At 71.2% G+C, this 18476-nt stretch carries 15 protein-coding genes and 1 pseudogene; 8 read left to right on the forward strand and 8 right to left on the reverse strand.

What is annotated here, in order from left to right; all coding sequences use genetic code 11:
• Positions 1-184: 184 nt before the first annotated feature.
• Positions 185-685, reverse strand: a complete 501-nt coding sequence (locus Phou_RS49170; protein ID WP_173071730.1) for a CGNR zinc finger domain-containing protein — start codon at positions 683-685, stop codon at positions 185-187.
• Positions 686-879: 194 nt separating this feature from the next.
• On the opposite strand from Phou_RS49170, the gene Phou_RS49175 reads away from it, so the two are divergent.
• From Phou_RS49175 to Phou_RS49185, 3 genes are read left to right on the forward strand one after another with little or no spacing between them, the layout of a single operon-like run.
• The gene (locus Phou_RS49175) at positions 880-1680 is read left to right on the forward strand and encodes an MFS transporter (protein ID WP_173071732.1); all 801 of its coding nucleotides are present in this window, start codon (positions 880-882) and stop codon (positions 1678-1680) included.
• On the forward strand, positions 1668-1916 hold the full coding sequence (locus tag Phou_RS49180) for a hypothetical protein (RefSeq protein WP_173071734.1): 249 nt from the start codon (positions 1668-1670) through the stop codon (positions 1914-1916). The genes Phou_RS49175 and Phou_RS49180 overlap by 13 nt, the downstream gene beginning before the upstream one ends.
• Positions 1913-2062 (forward strand): hypothetical protein, encoded by a 150-nt coding sequence (locus tag Phou_RS49185; RefSeq protein WP_173071736.1) that lies wholly within the window; start codon positions 1913-1915, stop codon positions 2060-2062. The genes Phou_RS49180 and Phou_RS49185 overlap by 4 nt, the downstream gene beginning before the upstream one ends.
• Here the strand turns inward: Phou_RS49185 and Phou_RS49190 are convergent.
• From Phou_RS49190 to Phou_RS49200, 3 genes are read right to left on the reverse strand one after another with little or no spacing between them, the layout of a single operon-like run.
• The gene (locus Phou_RS49190) at positions 2046-2429 is read right to left on the reverse strand and encodes a DUF4180 domain-containing protein (RefSeq protein ID WP_173071738.1); all 384 of its coding nucleotides are present in this window, start codon (positions 2427-2429) and stop codon (positions 2046-2048) included. The genes Phou_RS49185 and Phou_RS49190 overlap by 17 nt on opposite strands.
• Before the next feature lie 18 nt (positions 2430-2447).
• The gene (locus Phou_RS49195) at positions 2448-5591 is read right to left on the reverse strand and encodes a helicase HerA domain-containing protein (protein ID WP_173071740.1); all 3144 of its coding nucleotides are present in this window, start codon (positions 5589-5591) and stop codon (positions 2448-2450) included.
• Positions 5591-6232 carry a hypothetical protein gene (locus Phou_RS49200; RefSeq protein ID WP_173071742.1) on the reverse strand — a complete coding sequence of 214 codons (642 nt, stop codon included), beginning with the start codon at positions 6230-6232 and terminating at the stop codon, positions 5591-5593. Before Phou_RS49200 ends, Phou_RS49195 begins: the two co-directional genes overlap by 1 nt.
• Before the next feature lie 339 nt (positions 6233-6571).
• Between Phou_RS49200 and Phou_RS49205 the strand changes: the two genes are divergently transcribed.
• Genes Phou_RS49205 through Phou_RS49210 form a run of 3 tightly spaced genes read left to right on the forward strand, consistent with a single transcriptional unit; the run spans position 6572 to position 10955 of the window.
• Positions 6572-6898, forward strand: a complete 327-nt coding sequence (locus tag Phou_RS49205) for a CU044_2847 family protein (protein ID WP_173071744.1) — start codon at positions 6572-6574, stop codon at positions 6896-6898.
• 14 nt (positions 6899-6912) lie between these two features.
• The gene (locus Phou_RS54210) at positions 6913-7338 is read left to right on the forward strand and encodes a trypsin-like serine protease (RefSeq protein ID WP_246274858.1); all 426 of its coding nucleotides are present in this window, start codon (positions 6913-6915) and stop codon (positions 7336-7338) included.
• Positions 7239-10955 carry a hypothetical protein gene (locus Phou_RS49210; RefSeq protein ID WP_371872293.1) on the forward strand — a complete coding sequence of 1239 codons (3717 nt, stop codon included), beginning with the start codon at positions 7239-7241 and terminating at the stop codon, positions 10953-10955. The genes Phou_RS54210 and Phou_RS49210 overlap by 100 nt, the downstream gene beginning before the upstream one ends.
• A gap of 16 nt (positions 10956-10971) precedes the next feature.
• Here Phou_RS49210 and Phou_RS49215 read toward each other — a convergent pair whose 3' ends face one another.
• Genes Phou_RS49215 through Phou_RS49230 form a run of 4 tightly spaced genes read right to left on the reverse strand, consistent with a single transcriptional unit; the run spans position 10972 to position 13901 of the window.
• Positions 10972-11898, reverse strand: a complete 927-nt coding sequence (locus Phou_RS49215) for a Fic family protein (RefSeq protein WP_173071748.1) — start codon at positions 11896-11898, stop codon at positions 10972-10974.
• The gene (locus Phou_RS49220) at positions 11898-12467 is read right to left on the reverse strand and encodes a Fic/DOC family N-terminal domain-containing protein (protein ID WP_173071750.1); all 570 of its coding nucleotides are present in this window, start codon (positions 12465-12467) and stop codon (positions 11898-11900) included. The genes Phou_RS49215 and Phou_RS49220 overlap by 1 nt, the downstream gene beginning before the upstream one ends.
• Positions 12468-12518: 51 nt before the next feature.
• Positions 12519-13172, reverse strand: a complete 654-nt coding sequence (locus Phou_RS49225; protein WP_173071752.1) for an MBL fold metallo-hydrolase — start codon at positions 13170-13172, stop codon at positions 12519-12521.
• A 6-nt stretch (positions 13173-13178) separates the two neighbouring features.
• Complete coding sequence (locus Phou_RS49230; protein ID WP_173071754.1) at positions 13179-13901, reverse strand: maleylpyruvate isomerase family mycothiol-dependent enzyme; 723 nt, start codon at positions 13899-13901, stop codon at positions 13179-13181.
• Between the two features lie 178 nt (positions 13902-14079).
• Between Phou_RS49230 and rsgA the strand changes: the two genes are divergently transcribed.
• Positions 14080-15135 carry a ribosome small subunit-dependent GTPase A gene (gene rsgA, locus Phou_RS49235; RefSeq protein WP_173071756.1) on the forward strand — a complete coding sequence of 352 codons (1056 nt, stop codon included), beginning with the start codon at positions 14080-14082 and terminating at the stop codon, positions 15133-15135.
• Positions 15136-15235: 100 nt separating this feature from the next.
• A pseudogene (gene uvrA / locus Phou_RS49240) lies at positions 15236-18184 on the forward strand (excinuclease ABC subunit UvrA); the annotation flags it as partial.
• Positions 18185-18476: the final 292 nt, after the last annotated feature.

An 18476-nucleotide genomic window follows, 5' to 3' on the forward strand; every position in this document is an offset into this window, starting at 1 on the left:
CCGGCACCACGCCGACTACCTGGCCTCCCGCCCGTGAACCGTACCTGGACAAACCGGGGTCCGGCTTCGATGCGGGCCTGGCCCCCGGTCGTAACACCGACTCGGTAAAGGAGGGAGGGCACCTACCCCACGGTCCCCGGCTGGTGGCTCCGACCTGCGCCCGGCTAGTCGGGCCACCAGCCGGCTACCTCCGCGGGGCCCTCACGGTGGAAGCTCGCGCCGCCCGCCGCCGCTCGGTCAGCTTGCGGGCCTTGGCCTGCGCACCGCAGTCGGCCATCGCGCACCAGCGGCGCGAGGAGTTACGGCTCTGGTCGAGGAAGAGCCAGCCGCAGCCACCCTCGTCCACCGGACACTCCTTGACGTGCCGCGGGTCGACCGCGCGCAGCAGCTCCACCGCCGCGAACGCGAGCCGGTCGGGCACCACGAACGCCGGATCCGTCCCCACCACCACCTCCGCCGGCCGATCGGCGCCGGCGACCAATGTGGAACGTGCCGTGGCGGCCGCCCACCGCAGCGTCAGATGCTCCAGCGCCGCCACCGGACCGGGTGTCGGGTCCGCGAGGCGGGCGGCGAGAATCCCGTACACCGACTCCCGCACATCGAGCGTCGCGTGCAGTGCCTGGCCGGCGGACCCGGACCTGGTCCGCCAGGCCGCGCTGATCGTGCGGGCCTCGCCCGCGCCCACCAGGCCGACCCGCCGTGACCAGGCGAGCAGCGCGGTGGGGAGGTGATGTGCTCGCGGCCGCCCGGGCGGCGCGGCGTCACCGTGTTGACCAGGTCGAGCACCGGGTGGCCGCCGACGATCCGCAGCTCTGGGTTGCGCACCTCCGCCACCCCTGGGACGCTACCACCATAGCCAGGTTCAGTGGAGACAGCAGGGTGCGTGCCAACGGCGCGTTGGTGGCGCTGTCGGTGGCCGCGTTCACGTTCGTGACGACCGAGGTGCTGCCGATCGGCCTGCTCACCGTGATGGCCGACGACCTCGACCGCTCCGACACGCAGATCGGGTTGCTGGTCACGGGCTACGCGGCGGTGGTGGTGGTCGCCTCGATCCCGCTCACCCGCTTCACCGTCCACATTCCACGCCGGCAGCTGATCACGGCGGCCCTGGCCGTCTTCGTGGCCGCCACGCTTGTCACCGCCGTCGCGCAGACCTACTGGGTGCTGCTCGCCGCCCGCCTCGCGACCGCCCTCACCCAGGCCCTCTTCTGGTCGGTGGTCGCCTCGACCGCGACCGGCCTCTTCCCGCCCGACGTGCGCGGCCGCGCGGTGGCCCGCCTCGCCGTCGGCGCCTCGCTCTCCCCGGTGGTCGGCGTGCCGGTGGGCACGTGGATCGGGCAGCAGGCGGGGTGGCGCGTGGCGTTCGTGGTGATGGCCGGCGTGGGGCTCGCGACCTGCGTCGCGGTGGCGGTGCTCGTCCCCACGATCCCGCCCGCGGAGGGCGGCGCCGCGCGCGGCACGGCGCCGGACGCCCGCCGCTACGCGATCCTCGTCGTGGCCTGCGCGGTCGGGGTGGCCGGCTTCCTGACGGCCTACACCTACGTGACGCCCTTCCTGCTCGACGTCAGCGGCTTCGCCCCGGCCGCGCTCGGCCCGCTGCTGCTGGTCATCGGCCTCGCGGGCGTGGCCGGCACGCTGATCGTCGGCCGCTTCCTCGACCGCAGCCCGTGGGGGCGCTGACCGTCCCGCTCACCGCGAGCGCCGTCGCGCTGCTCACCCTCTACCTCCTCGGCGCCGCGAAGGGTCCGGCACTCGCGGCGGTCGCCGTCACCGTGATGGCCTACGCGGCCTTCGCGGCCGCGGTGCAAAACCGCACGCTCCAGGTCGCGCCCGGCAGCACCGACATGGCGGGGGCGGGCAGCGGCTCCGCGTTCAACGCGGGCATCGCGGCCGGCTCACTCTTGGGGGCGGTTTGATCCAAACCGCGGGGGTACGAAGCGTCGCGCTCGCCGGCGCCGGACTGGCGGCCGCCGCTCTCGCCCTGCTGCTCGCCGAGCCGTGGCTGACGCGCTCCGCGCGCTCCCCCGCCCCGGCCGGCGAGCGCGTCAGGCTTCCGGGCTGACCGGCACCTCGCCGGCGAGCCGCTGGTGGAGCTCATCCCTCGTGGCGAGAAACCAGGTCTGCTTGCGGCGGTTGCTCTCCCGGACGAAGTCGCGCAGCGCGTTGCTCGCCTCCACCCGCTCGGTGATGTCGCCGACGATCGCCACGCGGAGGCGGTAGTTGGCAAGCTTCTGCAGGAACTCACCGGCGAGCCCGTTGCTGAGCGTGAAGAAGTCCGGGTCCAGCCGCTCGACCGGGACGACGATGAAGTCGGCCAGCTGCTCGTAGGTGGCGGCGACGAGATCGAGGGCGTCGGCGCTGCTCCGCAGTGCCGGCCCCTGGTCGGGCACGGTGAGCACACGCACGCCATGAATCTCGTGAACAGCCATGGCCGCGATCGTAAGGCGTCAGATCCGCGCCCGCTCGATGATTTCCTCAGGTGTGAGCGGGCTCTTGGGGTGGTGGGTCAGGCAGAGCGGCGCCTGAAGCTTCTGAAACTCGGAACCCTCGATCGCCGCGTAGAACTGCCCCGTGCGCAGCCGGCCGACGTCGGAGATGTCGCTGCCCTTGGCGCGGGCCAGCTCGCGTGCCGCGCTGATCTGCGTCGGATGGTTGAGCAGCCCGAACAGCTGCGTCGCCGCGTTGCCGGTGACCCTGTTGTGCAGCCCCTTGGGCGCCTGGGTCGCGAAGACAAGGCCCAGCCCGTACTTGCGGGCCTGGGACGCCAGGGCGAGCGTGCTCTCGGTGCACGCGGTCAGCGCGCCCGAAGGTGCCAGCGTCTGTGCTTCGTCCATCACCAGGAGGCCGCCGAGGGGCCGGTCGCCGGCCGGGTTGCGCTTGATCCAGGAGAAGAGCGCCAGCTGGAGCTGGTTGACGAAGCTCTGCCGCTGCCCGTCGTCCGGCAGGCCGATCAGGCTGATCACCGAGACCCGGGCTCGCTGCCCTGAGCCGGGGGTCAGCAACACGCCCGGGTCGACCGGTGTGCCGCTGCCGCCGAAGAGCGGGTCGTTGACCATCGCGGCCTTCAGCAGCTGAGCCATCTCCGCGGCCATCTTGCCGGCGCTGTCCAGCGCGCTCACGTACTCGGGCAGGTCGTCGAGCAGGTCGACGAAGCCGCGGAGGTCGCTGGCGCCGCCGCGCGCGTAGTGGGTCAACGCCTCGCGGAGCACCGCTTGGCCCTTTTCCGCCTTGGCGGTCGAGCCGTCCACTTTCGCCCGCGGAGCGAGTGCCGCCGCCGCGGCGTCGACGGCGGCCGCGAACGCGTCCGGGTCGTCGAGAATCCCGGCGAAGTCGGGCAGCGGCCGGAACGCGAGGGGGCGCCCACTCGCGCGCCGTGGTGTCCAGATGACCACCTCGGTGTTGGCGAGGTACTCCTCGGCGCGAGCCCGCTCCGCATCGTCCCAGTGCACCGGGGGAGTGGGCCAGCGCTCGCCGAGGCGCGCGAGGTCGTTGTTGGGGTCGAGGACGATGGCCGACACGCCCCGCAGCGCGCACTCCTCCACCAGCCGGCGAATCAGCACGGTCTTGCCCGACCCGGAGCCGGCGAAGATCGCCGTGTGGCGGCGGAGCGCTTCGAGCTCAATCGTGACCGGCGCGACGTGGTCGATGCCGACGCCGAGCGTGATCCGCCGCTCGTCGCCCTCCGCGGTCGCGGTCGGTGCGGCGGTCGCCGCCGGTACCGGTGCGGCTTGTTGTTTTGTGGTGGCCGCCTCGTCGGTGCTCTGGCCGCTCAGGGCCCGGTGGAGAAACTCGATCCCGTCGGTGGGCCGGCGCGCCGCGAACCAGGGCTGGAGGGTCTCGTAGCCGTACCGCTTGATCATCTGCCGGAGCGCCACGAGGCTGGCGAGGTCCCGGTCGCCGAACTGCAGGCACATGCCGCCTGCCTTTTCGAAGGCGGCGAGCACTTCCCGGGTGCGGGTGCCCGGTGAGTACGGGGGGTTGCGCAGAAGGATGAGCTTGCGCCGGGAGACCCCTTCGGTGAGACCGGCGGCCGTGACGGCGTTGCGGATCCGGTTGAGCGCTGAGATGTGATGCTTGGCGCCGATGGCCCGGAACGCCCAGTGCTCCTCGTCCTCGGTGTCGTCGCCGAACGTGCGGCGCAGCCGGGCGTGCAGCGCCGGCTTGCCGCCCGGCTGCGGGTCGTAGCCGTACGCCTCGCCGGCCGCGCCGCGCTCGGCGATCCACGCGGTGAGCCCGGCTTCGAGCAGCGCCGGCATCTCGGCGTCCTCGGTGCGCTCGTCCAGGGCGGCCGCGGGGTCGGCCTCGGCCACGAGCGCGGCGAACGCGGCGTCGTAACCGGCGAAGCCGGCCGTGTCGGGTGCGGGCTCGGTGCGACCGCGGTCCGGACCGACCTCCCGGGGCTTCTGCAGGAGGCTCGTCATCTCCCGCACCTCGCCCGCGGCGAGGCAGGCCCGCACGTGCGAGTCCACCGCGCGCAGCAGCTCGCGCGGCGTGAACTGGTGAGCCTCTTCGAAGGCCGCCGGTGACACCGGCCAGGTCGGGTAGGGCGGCGCGAAGGCGACGTCGTCGAACTTCACGGCGAACCGCTTCGCGATGAGCTCCCGGCCGATCTCGGCGGACGGGAGGTCGGCGAGGTAGAACGCCTCCCGGAAGCGGTCCTGGACCGTGTCCGTCACCTGGCTCTTGATCTGCTCCCAGGTCACCGGCAGGCAGCTGACGACCGACAGTGTGCGTCGCGTGGTGTCGCGCAGGTGCATGAGGCCGCCGGCGATCTGCTCGAGCAGCAGCGCGGTGCGCCACTCCTCGCGTACGTCGCCTTCCGTGCTCTTCGCCCACTGCGCCACGAGCACGTCGATCTGGTCGACCGCGATCACGGTGGGGCCGGTGAGCGCCAGCAGCCGGGAGATGTCCCGCACGATCTCCTGCGCCGAGCGCTTGCTGCGCCGCATGCCCCAGCCGGCGCGCTCGCCGGGGTCCACCTCGTCGTTGGAGCAGAGGAAGTCGTACCCGATGTTCTGGTGGGCGGCGCTCTCCGACGCGTACAGCACCAGGGCGCGCGCGGTGTCCTGGCACTCGGTGCCCACCTGGCGGTCGGCCTTGCGGAGCAGGTCGACGACCGCGTCAAGGGCGGCGCGGGAGAGGTCGGACTCGCTCTCGCCGGTCATGGCCCGGCGGACGACGCGCGGCGCGGCGATCCGCTCCGCGAGACGGTGCAGGAAGACCCGGAGCTGGCTGTCGCCCTCCTCCGGCTGGCGGGAGAAGCCGTCCAGCATGGACAGCGCCAGGCTGCCCCAGAACGCACTTGCCTCCATGACGCTGACCAGGAAGAAGTAGCCGCCGTCGGCTTGGACGCGCTCGCGGACGGAGCCGAGGAGGTGGGTCTTGCCGGTGCCGCGCTGGCCGAGCACGACGACGCCGACCGGGCTCGACTCGACGCTGTCCCTCGCCTCGGCGACGCTGTCCAGGACCGTCCGCGTGACCTCGCGGTGCAGCCCGTCGACGTGGTACCGCGAGGTGCGCCACACGTCGTCCGGCGTGGGCGCCCAGTTGAACCGGAGCGCAGCGAGTGCCCGCCGCTCTACCTCGTTCATCAGACGCCAATGGCGATGAGGTGCTTGTCCTGATTGCCGATGCTGACAGCGGCCGCACGCTCAGAATCGGTAAGCACCTTCTGGTTTGACTCCGGCACAAGTCGCACATCTGGCGCCCGGTGGAGACTGATGAGGGCACCGTCGACTTCCTCGCGGGAGATGGGGCCGAGCGCACGGCGGATCTTGTCCAGCATGATCCATGCGCCCGTTCGCGGCGCGAGTTCGCCGTACGCCTTGCGAATTCGCGCCTCGACATCGGGCTCGACGTCTATCTCGTCATCGATCGGCGGAGCAAAGAACTCGCCGGGAGAGATCTTAGATCGATCGATGAATTGCCCGACCTTGTCGAGCACCGCGTAGAGTGCCGCCCCGGCGGAACCGGCCCTCGGAGGAACGGGCTGTCCGAGCTCGGCCTTGGCGCGGCTCCATCCCCGCTCGGTCAGCTCCATCGAAACGGGCCCGCCTCGGCGCTCCTGGCGCACCGCGATCAGGCCCGCGGCCTGCAGCGGATCGCGGTGCTCCTTCTTCTTGAGGACGATCTTCCGCTCGTTTTCCAAATATGAGTTCGGGACTTCGCGAGCTTCGGCCATGAGGACCAACAATGCACACCGCTGTACCAAAGTCAGCTCTATGTCCGACATGCCGGCGCTCCTCCGCGATCGGGGCGTGGTGGCGCGCAAGCCTCTGATGGGCTGCGCGACGGGCCCGATTCTGCCGATGCCGGTACGGAAGCCGCAAGGTCCACTGTGGGATTTCGTATATCTGACACATTGGCGCCTCGTGGATCTCATGCGGCCCAGCGAGAGCGCGATTTTAGTACAGCTGTTCGCGGCATGAAAAGCAGATCTTGAAATCGGCTATTGCCCACGATCACCGATCCGTGCACGATTGCGACCTGCGAGGACCACGTGCATTCTGGCGATCTTCACTCCGTCTGATCGTCGATTTCCCGCACGGCTCCACGAGTGGAGGTGACGCCGGTGCCGTCCGAGATCGTCCGCTATCAGGTCGACGGGGAGACCGTGGCCAAGTTCGAGATCGAGCCGACGCCCGGCTTCCGGCCGGCGGGAGTCGGTGACATCGCGGGCAAGGTCTGGGACGCCGCTGGCCCCGCCGTCGAGGCGGCGATGGCGGTCATGGACAGGGTCAAGCGGCTGGGCCCCGACGGCGTCGAGATCACCTTCGGCGTCAAGGTCACCGGGACGATGGACTGGCTCGTGGCCAAGGCGGCCACCGAGGGAAACTTCCAGATCACGCTGTCGTGGCAGCCCACGGCGGTGGCGGAGCTCGCGGCCAGCGCCGGCTGAGCAAGGCTTCCGCCGTGACCAAGCCGCCACCGGACCCGTGGACCGTCGCGATCCACAGGAGCGACAAGGACCTCCTCCCGATCGGCGCCGGCGTCGTGATCGACGACAGCCTGGTGCTGACCTGCGAGCACGTGGTGTGCAAGGGCGGCACCCTGCTCGACGAGATCTGGATCGCCTTCCCGAAGGCACCCACCGTCTCGTGGAGCAGCCGCCGCCGCGTTCGTGCCCTGGTCCACAACGGACGCCCGGAGCACAACCTCGATGTGGTGCTGCTGCAGCTCGACGAGCCGGTGCCAGGGGTGTCACACCCGCGCGGTTGCGCTGCGTCGGCCCGGACGACCTGGCCGACAAGTCGTGGTGGACGTTCGGCTTTCCCGGCGACGCCGACTTCGGCAGCTCGGCGCGCGGCCTGGTGGGGGATCCCCTCGCCAACGGGCTGATCCACCTCGAACGGCAGTCGACATCGGCTCTCGCGCCGGGCTTCAGCGGCAGTCCACTGTGGTCGCCGGAGTACCAGGCCGTCGTCGGTCTCGTTGTCAACGCGGACGCGGCGGGCAATGGCCACGCGTTGACGCTGCGCCACATCGACAACCATCTGCCGGACATGAAGCTGTCCACCTTCGCCGGCTGGCGTGCCGAGGACGCCGACGACACCGCGCTGTCCGCGTGGGGCTGGACGCTTTCGACCGACCAGGAGGCCGGCCGGCACTGGCTTCCACGGGCGCGCGGCGTCGCGAGCGACACCGAGCGCGGGCAGCGGTTCCGCGGGCGGACAGCGGCTCTGCGCCGCCTCGTGGAGTGGCTTGACCTGGCGGAGCCCGACGGGCGGCCAATGGTGGTGACCGGCTCGCCCGGCGTGGGCAAGTCGGCTGTGCTCGGCCGGATCGTGACGACCGCGGACCGTGGCCTTCGCGGATCGCTCGCGCCGGACGACGACGCGGTGCGCGCGACGGTGGGCTCGGTCGCGTGCGCCGTACACGCGAAAGGTAAGACGGCGGGTGAGGTGGCCGCCGAGATCGCCCGGGCGGCGTCCGTCGGCCTCCCGGTGACGCCGGCGGACCTGGCACCGACCCTGCGCGAGCGGCTCGTGCGCCGGCCGGGGCGGTTCAACGTGGTCATCGACGCGCTCGACGAAGCCGCGACGCCGTCCGAGGCGCGCCAGCTCGTGCGCGAGGTCGTCCTTCCGCTCGCGCACGGCTGCGCCCGTCTCGGCGTGCAGGTGGTCGTGGGCACGCGGCGCTCGGACGACGCGGGCGACCTGCTGGCGCCCTTCGGCTCCGCGGTCGAGCTGGTCGACCTCGACGACGCGCAGTACTTCACCGAGGCCGACCTCGCTGACTACGCACTGGCGACCCTGCAGATCGCCGGTGCCGAGCGGACGCAGCGACCATATACAAGCGTCGACGTCGCGGGCCCTGTTGCGCGGCGCATCGCGAGCCTCGCGGAGGGCAACTTCTTGGTAGCCGGCCTTGTCGCCCGCGCGCGGGCCCTGCGCGACACCCTTCCCGTGGCACCGGAGCAGGTCTCGTTCTCGGCGACGGTCGGCGACGCCCTGGACCGGTACCTGGAAGGACTGCCCGGCGCCGGCGCGGCGTCCGCGCGCCTGGCACTCACCGCCCTCGCGTACGCGGAGACACCCGGCCTGCCGCTGCCACTGTGGACGGAGGCCGTCGCCGCACTCGGCGGCCACACGACCGAGGCAGCCCTGGCGACCTTCGCGCAGCAGTCCGCGGCGAGCTTCCTCGTCGAGAGCGGCAGCCCGGCGGCGCCCGTGTACCGGCTGTTTCACCAGGCACTGAACGAGGCGCTGCTGAGTGCCAGGGGCAGGTCGTCGTCGCGGCGCGTCGACGAGCGCGAGCTGCTCTACGCGTGGGTGCGGTACGGACACCGGGTCGGCTGGGCGGCGGCACCTGACTACCTGCTGCGGTCGCTTCCCCACCACGCCGTCAAGGGGCAGGCGATCGACACGCTGCTGAACGACCAGGGGTACCTCCTGCACGCGCACCTGGACCGGCTGCTGCCGGCCGCCGACGAGGCCACGACCGACGTCGGCCAGGCGCGGGCACAGCTGTTGCAGCGTACGCCGAGTGCCGTCCGCGCCGACGCCGCCGAGCGCGCGGCTCTCTTCTCCGTGGTGGACCGCCTCGACGGCCTCGGTGCGGCCCTGGAGCCGGCGCCCGACGTCCCTTACCACGCGCGGTGGGCGCGCACGCCACCCCGCCTCGAACGCACCGTCCTCGAAGGACACTCAGACGCGGTGTGCGACGTCTGTGTGGTGCCGGTCGACGGGCGGGCGTTCCTCGCGTCGGCGGGGGAGGACGGGACGGTGCGCCTGTGGGACCCGCACACCGGACAGACCGAGCGGGTCATGGACTGCCACGACGACTGCATCCGCGGCGTGTACGCGGTGGGCGACGGCGAGGACACGCTGCTCGCCACCGCTGGTCACGACGGGAGCATCAGGCTGTGGGACCCCCGCACCGGCGGGCACGTGCACACGCTCGTGGGACACGAGGACTGGGTGCGCAACCTGTGTGCCGTACCGATGGCGGACGGTCGCTTCCTGCTGGCCTCCGCAAGTGACGACCGCACGGTCCGCGTGTGGGATCCGCGCACGGGTACACCGCTTCACGTGCTGGGTGGGCACGCGGCATGGGTCACCGCGGTCACGTACGTTCCCGCCGGTCCACACGGGATGGTCGCCTCGACGGGCTTCGACGGCACGATCCGCCTCTGGGATCCGGAGACCGGCCTCGCACAGGCGACACTGACCGGCCACGACGGCTGGGTCACCACGCTGTGCGGCGTGCGCACCTCGCGCGGACCGCTGCTGGCGTCGGCCGGCTACGACGGCACCGTGCGGCTGTGGGACCCGGTGTACGGCACGCTGGTGTGGAAGGTCGACGTCGGCGCCGGACCCCTGACCGACGTGTGCACGATCGAGGTCGACGGGCGGGTGCTGCTCTGCTCAAGCGGCGAAGACGGCGTGATCCGGCTGTGGGACATGGTGACCTCCGAGGCGTTGTCCGAGCTTCGCGGTCACGTCAGCTGGATCCGCGCGATCTGTACCCTCCCGATGGCGGACCGGCAGTTGCTGGCCACCGCCGGCGACGACGGCACCGTGCGGCTCTGGGACCCGGTCACCGGCCGGCCTCCGCAGGTCATGGACGGGGGGCGCATCGGTCCGGTCGCGGCGGTGTGCGCCGTACCGTCCGAGGAGGGCGAGGTGCTGGCGTCGACCGGCAGTGACGGCTCCGTGCGGCTGTGGGACCCCGCGGACGGCACCGCGCTGGATGATCTCACCACGCACGCCGCGGGCAACACGGACGTCTGCGCGGTCGTCGACGAAGACCGCCGGTTGCTCGTCGCGTCGAGCGAAAACCCGGCGGTGGCGATCTGGGACCTCGACGCCGCCGTCTTCCTGTCCCCGCTCGAAGGCCACTACGAGCGGGTCAACGCGGTGTGCACATTGGACGTCGACGGCCGTACCCTCCTCGCCTCCGCGGCCGACGACGAGACCATCCGCCTCTGGGATCCGGGCGCGGGCAAGGTGCGCGACGTCCTCCTCGGCCACCGCAACTGGGTGACCGCGCTTGCGGCCGTCACCGTGCGCGGTCATCAGATGCTGGCGTCGGCGGACAAGAACGGCGTCGTGCGCCTGTGGGACGGCGGCGGCAAGTGCGAGTGGCAGAGCCACGGCCACCACGACGCGGTGAACGCCCTCTGCGCCCTGACGGTGTCCGGGCGAGAGGTGCTCGTCTCCGCGGGTGCCGACCGGGTCATCCGGCTCTGGGACACCGAACGCGGCCAGCCCCTGCTCGGACTCACCGGTCACACAAAGGCGGTGACGGGCATCTGCCCGGTGCCCTACGGCGACCGCCAGATCCTGGCCTCGACCAGCCTCGACCGCACGGTGCGCCTCTGGGACCCGCGCACGGGGCGGGTGATCCGCTCGATCCCGGTGCACCACCGCGCGCTGGCCTGCCGTTGGGTGGACGGCGCGCTGGTGCTCGGCTTGGAGCGCGGGCTGCTGGCACTCGCCGTGAACACGCTCTGAGCCGGCGCGACCGTCCTCAGCCGGCGGGCGCCCGACCCTCCGGCCGGAGGTCGTCGTTGGCCCGGATCATCGCCCGGAGTCGGTGTCCCCTCGGCGTGAGGATCCACCCCTGGGGGCCCGCCTTTTCCACGAGTGCCTCGGTCGCCAGGCGGTCGAGAACCTGGCGGATCTGGTCAGGGCGGTATCCGACGAGGCCGGCGAGCGTGGCGGCGGTCGGCGCGGGATCCGCGCCGAGCGGGAAGGACTCCAGCAGCGCGTGCTCCACCGAGGGCAGCACCGCGGGCGGGATCGCGGTCCTGGCGCGCGCGGACGTCCGCAGGCGGCCGGCGGTGCCTTCGATGGCGGAGAGCAGGTCACGCTCGAAGTCATCCAGCAGGCGCAGCACCGCCCGGTTGAGATAGACCCGGTTACGCCGGCCGAGACTCACCTGGGCGACGATGCCGATGCCCTCCAGCCGCTCGATGACCTCGGTGACTGCCGTCGTCGAGGCGCCAAGGTCATCGCGCAGCGAACCGGCTGTGAAGACCGGTGTGATCGTGGTCTGCTCGCACGCACGCCAGAGGTGCGAGCCGGGGCGTGCCTCGGCCTCCAGCCGCCATCGACTGATCATCGTGGCGAGGTGCTCCTCGAACTGAGCGGCACCTTCGACGGCCAGGCGGGCCGCCGACGCGAAAGTGCCGCACCACTGGTCTGTGCGGCCTTCGCGAAAGTCGACGAGCCCTTGGATGTAGTGGTCGCCGTACGCCGCGAGGACAAGGCTGACCGGCACGAGGATCCGTGCGGCGAGGCCCCGCCGGGCGAGCACGGTGTGGATGAGACAGCGGCCAACCCGACCGTTGCCGTCGAGGAACGGGTGGATCGTCTCGAACTGGGCGTGCGCTATCGCGGCCTGTGCCAGCACGGGTAGGTCATCACGGTTGATGAACGCCGCCAGGTCGGCCATCAGCGGCTCGACGTGCTCGGGGGCGGTGGGATGAACGCCGCGTCACGAGGGCTGTCGCTCCGCCCGCCGATCCAGTTTTGCCGCGACCGGAACTCGCCGGCGAACTGGCCGGTGGCGCGGTCTTCGCGCATGAGCAGCTCGTGCATGCCTTTGATGCCTTCGACGGTCAGCTCCCGCTCGCCCGCGCCGAGCTCGATGGCACGGCGCATCGCGTCGATGTTCGCCAGCACCTGGCGTGCGGTCTCACCCGCGTGCTCCGGTGCGAATGCCGCCTCGGCGAGGCGGCGCTGGCTGCACTCCAGGCCCTCGATGCGGCTGGACGCCACCGACTCGCTTCGAAGCAGCAGGCGTGCCAGCGTCTCCATCGCGACGAGGTGCTGCCCGTGATCAGCCACCGCGATGGCCGACTCGGCCTCGGCGATGTCGGTGGCGGTCGCCGCGCTGAAGCTCAGCGCGGCAGGGTCCAGGCGGTCAGGAATGAAGGCGCGATAGGTGAAGCTCTGCCGCGCGCGGCGGCCTCCGAGTGCCGACAGGTCTGGCACCCAGACAGCCTCCTGCCACGTGGCCACCTCGACACCATATCACCGATATAGAGATCAACAAGTAATATGGAAGCGGGGCTACCAGCCTCGGGAGCGCCATTCTGGGAGGTTGGGGCGTTCGGCGCCTAGCGTGCTGTCCTTGCCGTGGCCCGGGTAGAACCAGGTGTCGTCGGGCAGGCGGTCGAAGAGCTTGCGCTCCACGTCGCCGATCAGTGAGGCGAAGTTTTCCTTGTCACCCCGGGTGTTGCCGACGCCGCCCGGAAAGAGGGAGTCGCCGGTGAAGAGGTGGTGGATGCCCGTCGGGTCGTTGTAGAGCAGAGCGATCGAGCCCGGCGTGTGGCCGACCAGGTGGATGACCTCAAGGGGGCAGTCGCCCACGGTGATGATGTCTCCATCGTGGACGGTCTCGGAGGTGACGGGCAGCTCGCCGGCGTCGGCCGCGTGCGCGATCGACCGTGCGCCGGTCTCGGCCACGACGGCCTCCAGGGCGACCCAGTGGTCCATGTGGCGGTGTGTGGTGACCACAGTGGACAGGCCGTCGTCGCCGATGAGGGAGAGCAGGTGCGGGGCCTCGTTCGCGGCGTCGATCAGCAGGAGCGAGCCGGTCGCGTTGCAGCGCAACAGGTACGCGTTGTTGTCCATCGGGCCCACCGACACCTTGGTGACGGTGAGCGCGTCCAGCGCGCGGACGTCGGGCGGTCCGCCCTGGGTTACGTCTCCGGTGTACGGCATCGTGCCTCAGATCCAGGCGGGTGGTGTGGGCAGGGGGCCTTCGGGCGTGGTGGTGAGGTCCACACCGTACGATCGGCCGGCCAGCCACGCGGCCAGCTCGAACGCGGGTCCGGCCACCACCGTCGTGTCCTTGTCCGTCGCGCCGATCGTGAGGTCGTGCTCCAGCTCGGTCGGGCGGAGCACGAGCGGGGTGACGCCGCTGGCGGCACCGAGGTCGGCGACCACCTCGCGGAGCAGGTGCTGGCTGAAGGCGTCCGGCCAGTCGCTCGGCCGGTAGCCCGCGTCGAGGTCGACGTGGTGCACCTCGACCTCGCGCAGGCGACCCCAGACGCAGGTGGCGGCGGGGGCTTTGCGGCCTCCCGTCCGTTCGATGATGGCGCCCCATGCGTCCGCGGGCATCGCCTCGGCCGCCTCGGCGAGTCGGGCGCACGCCGTCCGGAGGTCTTCCAGCTGCTCGGCCAGCGGCCGGGCGGCGCCCTCCTGGATGCCGGCCTCGCGGGCCTCGGCGCTCGCGTAGCCCGGCGTGCGCACGCCGGTGCGGGCCCAGGTGAGGAGGTTGACGTAGGAGTCGGCGTTGCGCGCGACGTGGGTGAGCACGTGGCCGCGGGTCCACCCGGGCAGGAGGGAGGGGCCGGCGACGGCGCCGTCGTCCAGGGTCTCCGCGGCGCGGATCAGGCGGTCGGTGGCGCGGTCGAGCTCGGGCAGGAGTACGAGCGGGTCAGCCGTCACACTCCTGACCCTACAGAAATGGCTTTCGCCCCACCCGGTTTGACCTTACGGTCTGGTATAGAACCGTCTGGTACAGACGCGTCACGACGAGCCCGAGGAGAGGAGGTGGGGAGCCATGACTGTCCTCGCCTCACGTTGCTCGAGTTTCTGAGTCTCCACTCACCAAAGGGTTGTACCGATGACGTTTGATCTTGCGTCCCTGGGTTGGGACGCCAACTACTCCCTGCCCGCGGACGGCCTCGCCGAGCCCGGCCGGGTCGTGCGGGTGGACCGCGGGGTCTGCACGGTGCTCTGCGCGTCCGGCACTGTGCGGGCGAGCCTCGCCGGCGCCATCCTCGCGGCGGCCGGCGCCGACCCGGTCAACCTGCCGTGCGCGGGCGACTGGGTGACTGTGCGCACGTGGCCCGATGACCGGATCACCGTCGAGGCGGTGCTGCCACGGCGTACCGCCATCGTTCGCCGCACCGCCGACAAGGACTCGGTGGGCCAGGTGCTCGCCGCCAACGTCGACGCGGCCGCCGTGGTCGAGCCGATGCACCCCGCGCCCGACGTGGGCCGCATCGAGCGGCTGCTGGCGCTCGCGTGGGAGTCGGGCGCGCAGCCCGTGGTGGTACTCACGAAATGTGACCTCGCGGCCGACCCGGACGCGGTGGTCACGGAGGTCGCGCAGGTCGCGCCCGGTGTTGATGTCCTGGCGGTCAGCGCGCAGCGGGGGGACGGCCTAGCGGCGCTCGCGCCGCTCGTCGCGTCCGGCCGCACGCTCGCGCTCCTCGGCCCTTCCGGTGCGGGCAAGTCGACGCTGGTCAACGCGCTCGCCGGTGCGGTGGTGATGGGCACGCAGACGATCCGGCGGGTCGATGGCAAGGGGCGGCACACGACCACGTACCGGGCGTTGATCCCGATTCCGGACGGTGGTGCCGTGCTGGACACGCCGGGCATCCGGGCGGTCGGCCTCCTCGACGCGGAGGAGGGCCTGGACCGGGCGTTCGCCGACGTGGCCGACCTGGCCGCGACCTGCCGGTTCGGGGACTGCCGGCACGAGGAGGAGCCGGGCTGCGCGGTGCGCGCGGCGTTGGAGGCGGGAGATCTCGCACCGCGACGGTACGAGAGCTGGCAGAAGCTGCAGCGCGAAATCGCGTACGAGATGCGGCGCAAGGACGCGCGCCTGCAGGCCGAGCAGCGGGCGGTGTGGAAGCGGATCCACAAGGAGGTACGCGGCCGCAACCGCCCGTGAGAGTGGTCTTGAGCTGCGGGAATGCGGCGGCGCGGGAAAGTGTCATACCGGGGGTCTAGAGTCGTTGCGGCAGTCTGGACGTTCTCCCCGGGGGCAAAGAGTGGCAGATCGGTTGATCATTCGAGGCGCGCGCGAGCACAACCTGCGCGACGTCAACCTCGACCTGCCCCGCGACGCCATGATCGTGTTCACCGGGCTCTCCGGGTCCGGCAAGTCCAGCCTCGCGTTCGACACGATCTTCGCGGAGGGCCAGCGGAGGTATGTGGAGTCGCTGTCGTCGTACGCGCGGCAGTTCCTCGGGCAGATGGACAAGCCCGACGTCGACTTCATCGAGGGTCTGAGCCCCGCCGTCTCCATCGACCAGAAGTCGACCTCGCGCAACCCGCGCTCCACGGTCGGCACGATCACCGAGGTCTACGACTACCTGCGGCTCCTGTTCGCCCGGGTGGGCGAGCCGCACTGCCCCAAGTGTGGTCGGCCGATCTCGCGCCAGACGCCGCAGCAGATCGTCGACCGGGTGCTGGCGATGGACGAGGGCACCCGCTTCCAGGTGCTCGCGCCGGTGGTGCGGGGGCGCAAGGGTGAGTATGTCGACCTGTTCGCCGAGCTCCAGTCGAAGGGCTACGCGCGGGTCCGCATCGACGGCGTGGTCTACCCGCTGACCGAGCCGCCCAAGCTCAAAAAGCAGGAGAAGCACACCATCGAGGTGGTGGTCGACCGCCTCACCGTCAAGGCGAGCGCCAAGCAGCGGCTCACCGACTCGGTGGAGACCGCGCTGCGGCTGGCGGCCGGCGTGGTGCTGCTGGAGTTCGTCGACCTGCCAGAGGGTGACGAGCACCGCGAGCGCACCTTCTCGGAGCACCTCGCCTGCCCGTATGACGACCTGTCCTTCGAGGCGATGGAGCCGCGCTCCTTCTCATTCAACTCTCCTTACGGCGCGTGCCCCGAGTGCACCGGCCTCGGCACCAAGAAAGAGGTCGACCCCGAGCTCGTCGTGCCTGACCCGGAGCGCACGCTGCGGGAGGGCGCGATCCAGCCGTGGGCCGGCGGCACGACCCTGGAGTACTTCCTGCGGCTGCTCGAGGCGCTCGGCGACCAGGAGCACTTCGACATCGACACGCCGTGGCGGGCGCTCCCGTCGCGGGCGCAGAAGACGATCCTGCACGGCGCCGAGGACCAGGTGCACGTCCGCTACCGCAACAAGTACGGGCGGGAGCGGTCCTACTACACCGGCTTCGAGGGCGTGGTGCAGTGGATCGAGCGGCGCCACTCCGACACGGAGTCGGACTGGTCGCGCGACAAGTACGAGGGGTACATGCGGGACGTGCCGTGCCCCACGTGCGGTGGCGCGCGACTCAAGCCCGAGGTGCTGGCGGTCACGATCGACGGGCGGAGCATCGCCGAGGTCTGCAACCTCTCGGTGGGGGAGTGCGCCGACCTGCTGGGCGCGATGACGCTCAACGACCGGCAGAAGATGATCGCCGAGCGGGTGCTCAAGGAGATCAACGCGCGGCTCCGCTTCCTTGTCGATGTGGGCCTGGACTACCTGTCGCTCGACCGGCCGGCGGGCACGCTTTCCGGCGGTGAGGCGCAGCGGATCCGGCTGGCGACGCAGATCGGCTCGGGCCTGGTCGGCGTGCTGTACGTGTTGGACGAGCCGTCGATCGGCCTCCACCAGCGTGACAACCACCGCCTGATCGAGACGCTCGTCCGCCTCAAAAACCTCGGCAACACGCTGATCGTCGTCGAGCACGACGAAGACACGATCCGCACCGCCGACTGGGTGGTCGACATCGGCCCGGGCGCGGGCGAGCACGGTGGCCGCATCGTGCACAGCGGCTCGGTCGACGGCCTGCTGAAGAGCAAGGAGTCGATCACCGGGGCCTACCTTTCCGGCCGCCGCGAGATCCCCACGCCGGGCATGAGGCGCATGCAGATCCCCGGGCGTGAGCTCGTGGTGCAGGGCGCGCGCGAGCACAACCTGAAAAACCTGACGGTGTCGTTTCCGCTGGGGCAGTTCATCGCGGTCACCGGCGTCTCCGGCTCGGGCAAGTCGACGCTGGTCAACGACATCCTGTACACGGTGCTGGCCAACCAGATCAACGGCGCCCGCCTCGTGCCGGGGCGGCACACGCGGATCACCGGCATCGACGAGGTCGACAAGGTGGTGGGCGTCGACCAGTCGCCGATCGGCCGCACGCCGCGGTCCAACCCCGCGACGTACACGGGGGTCTTCGACCACGTCCGCAAGCTCTTCGCGGAGACGACCGAGGCCAAGGTCCGCGGATACGGGCCGGGGCGGTTCTCGTTCAACGTCAAGGGCGGCCGCTGCGAAAACTGCGCGGGCGACGGCACGATCAAGATCGAGATGAACTTCCTCCCGGATGTGTACGTCCCTTGCGAGGTGTGCAAGGGCGCGCGGTACAACCGCGAGACGCTCGAAGTGCACTACAAGGGACGCACGATCTCCGAGGTGCTGGAGATGCCGATCGAGGAGGCGTCCACCTTCTTCGAGGCGATCCCGGCGATCCACCGCCACCTCAAGACGCTCGTCGACGTCGGCTTGGGGTACGTGCGTCTCGGCCAGCCCGCACCCACCCTCTCCGGCGGCGAGGCACAGCGCGTCAAGCTGGCGTCCGAGCTGCAAAAGCGTTCGACCGGCCGCACGGTGTATGTGCTGGACGAGCCGACCACCGGCCTCCACTTCGAAGACATCCGCAAGCTGCTGCGGGTGCTGGAGAGCCTCGTCGACAAGGGCAACACGGTCATCGTCATCGAGCACAACCTCGACGTCATCAAGACCGCCGACTGGCTGATCGAGATGGGTCCGGACGGCGGCCACAAGGGCGGCACGGTGGTCGCCACCGGCACGCCCGAGGAGATCGCCGAGGTGGCGGAGAGCGCGACCGGCCAGTACCTGCGGCATGTGCTGAAGCTCGACGGCGCCGCGGCGGGCGCGGCCGCGGCGATCTCCCGCGCGGCGAAGGCCAACGGCAGCGCGCCGTCGACCTCGAAGCGCACGCCGGCGGCCGCCTCGAGCAAGGCCGCGTCGAGCAAGGCCGCGTCGAGCAAGGCCGCGGCTCCCGCCAAGGCCGCCAAGGCGACCGGCACGGCGGCGCGTGGAGGCAAGGCCGCGACCGGTGGCAAGACGGCGAGCGGTGGCAAGACGGCGAGCGCGGCGAAGGAGCCCGTGAAGGCGACCCCGGCAAAGGCGCGGCGCGCCACAGCCAAGTCGCGCGGCTGAGGCCGCATCGCCCCCTGTTGGTGACGTGGAGTTACCACGTCGCCGCCGCCATGCGCTGGCGCCGTCCTGCCGTGTGCGCACCCTCGCGGTCGGTAAC

It is taken from the genome of Phytohabitans houttuyneae (assembly GCF_011764425.1).
In the GTDB taxonomy this organism is placed as follows: domain Bacteria; phylum Actinomycetota; class Actinomycetes; order Mycobacteriales; family Micromonosporaceae; genus Phytohabitans; species Phytohabitans houttuyneae.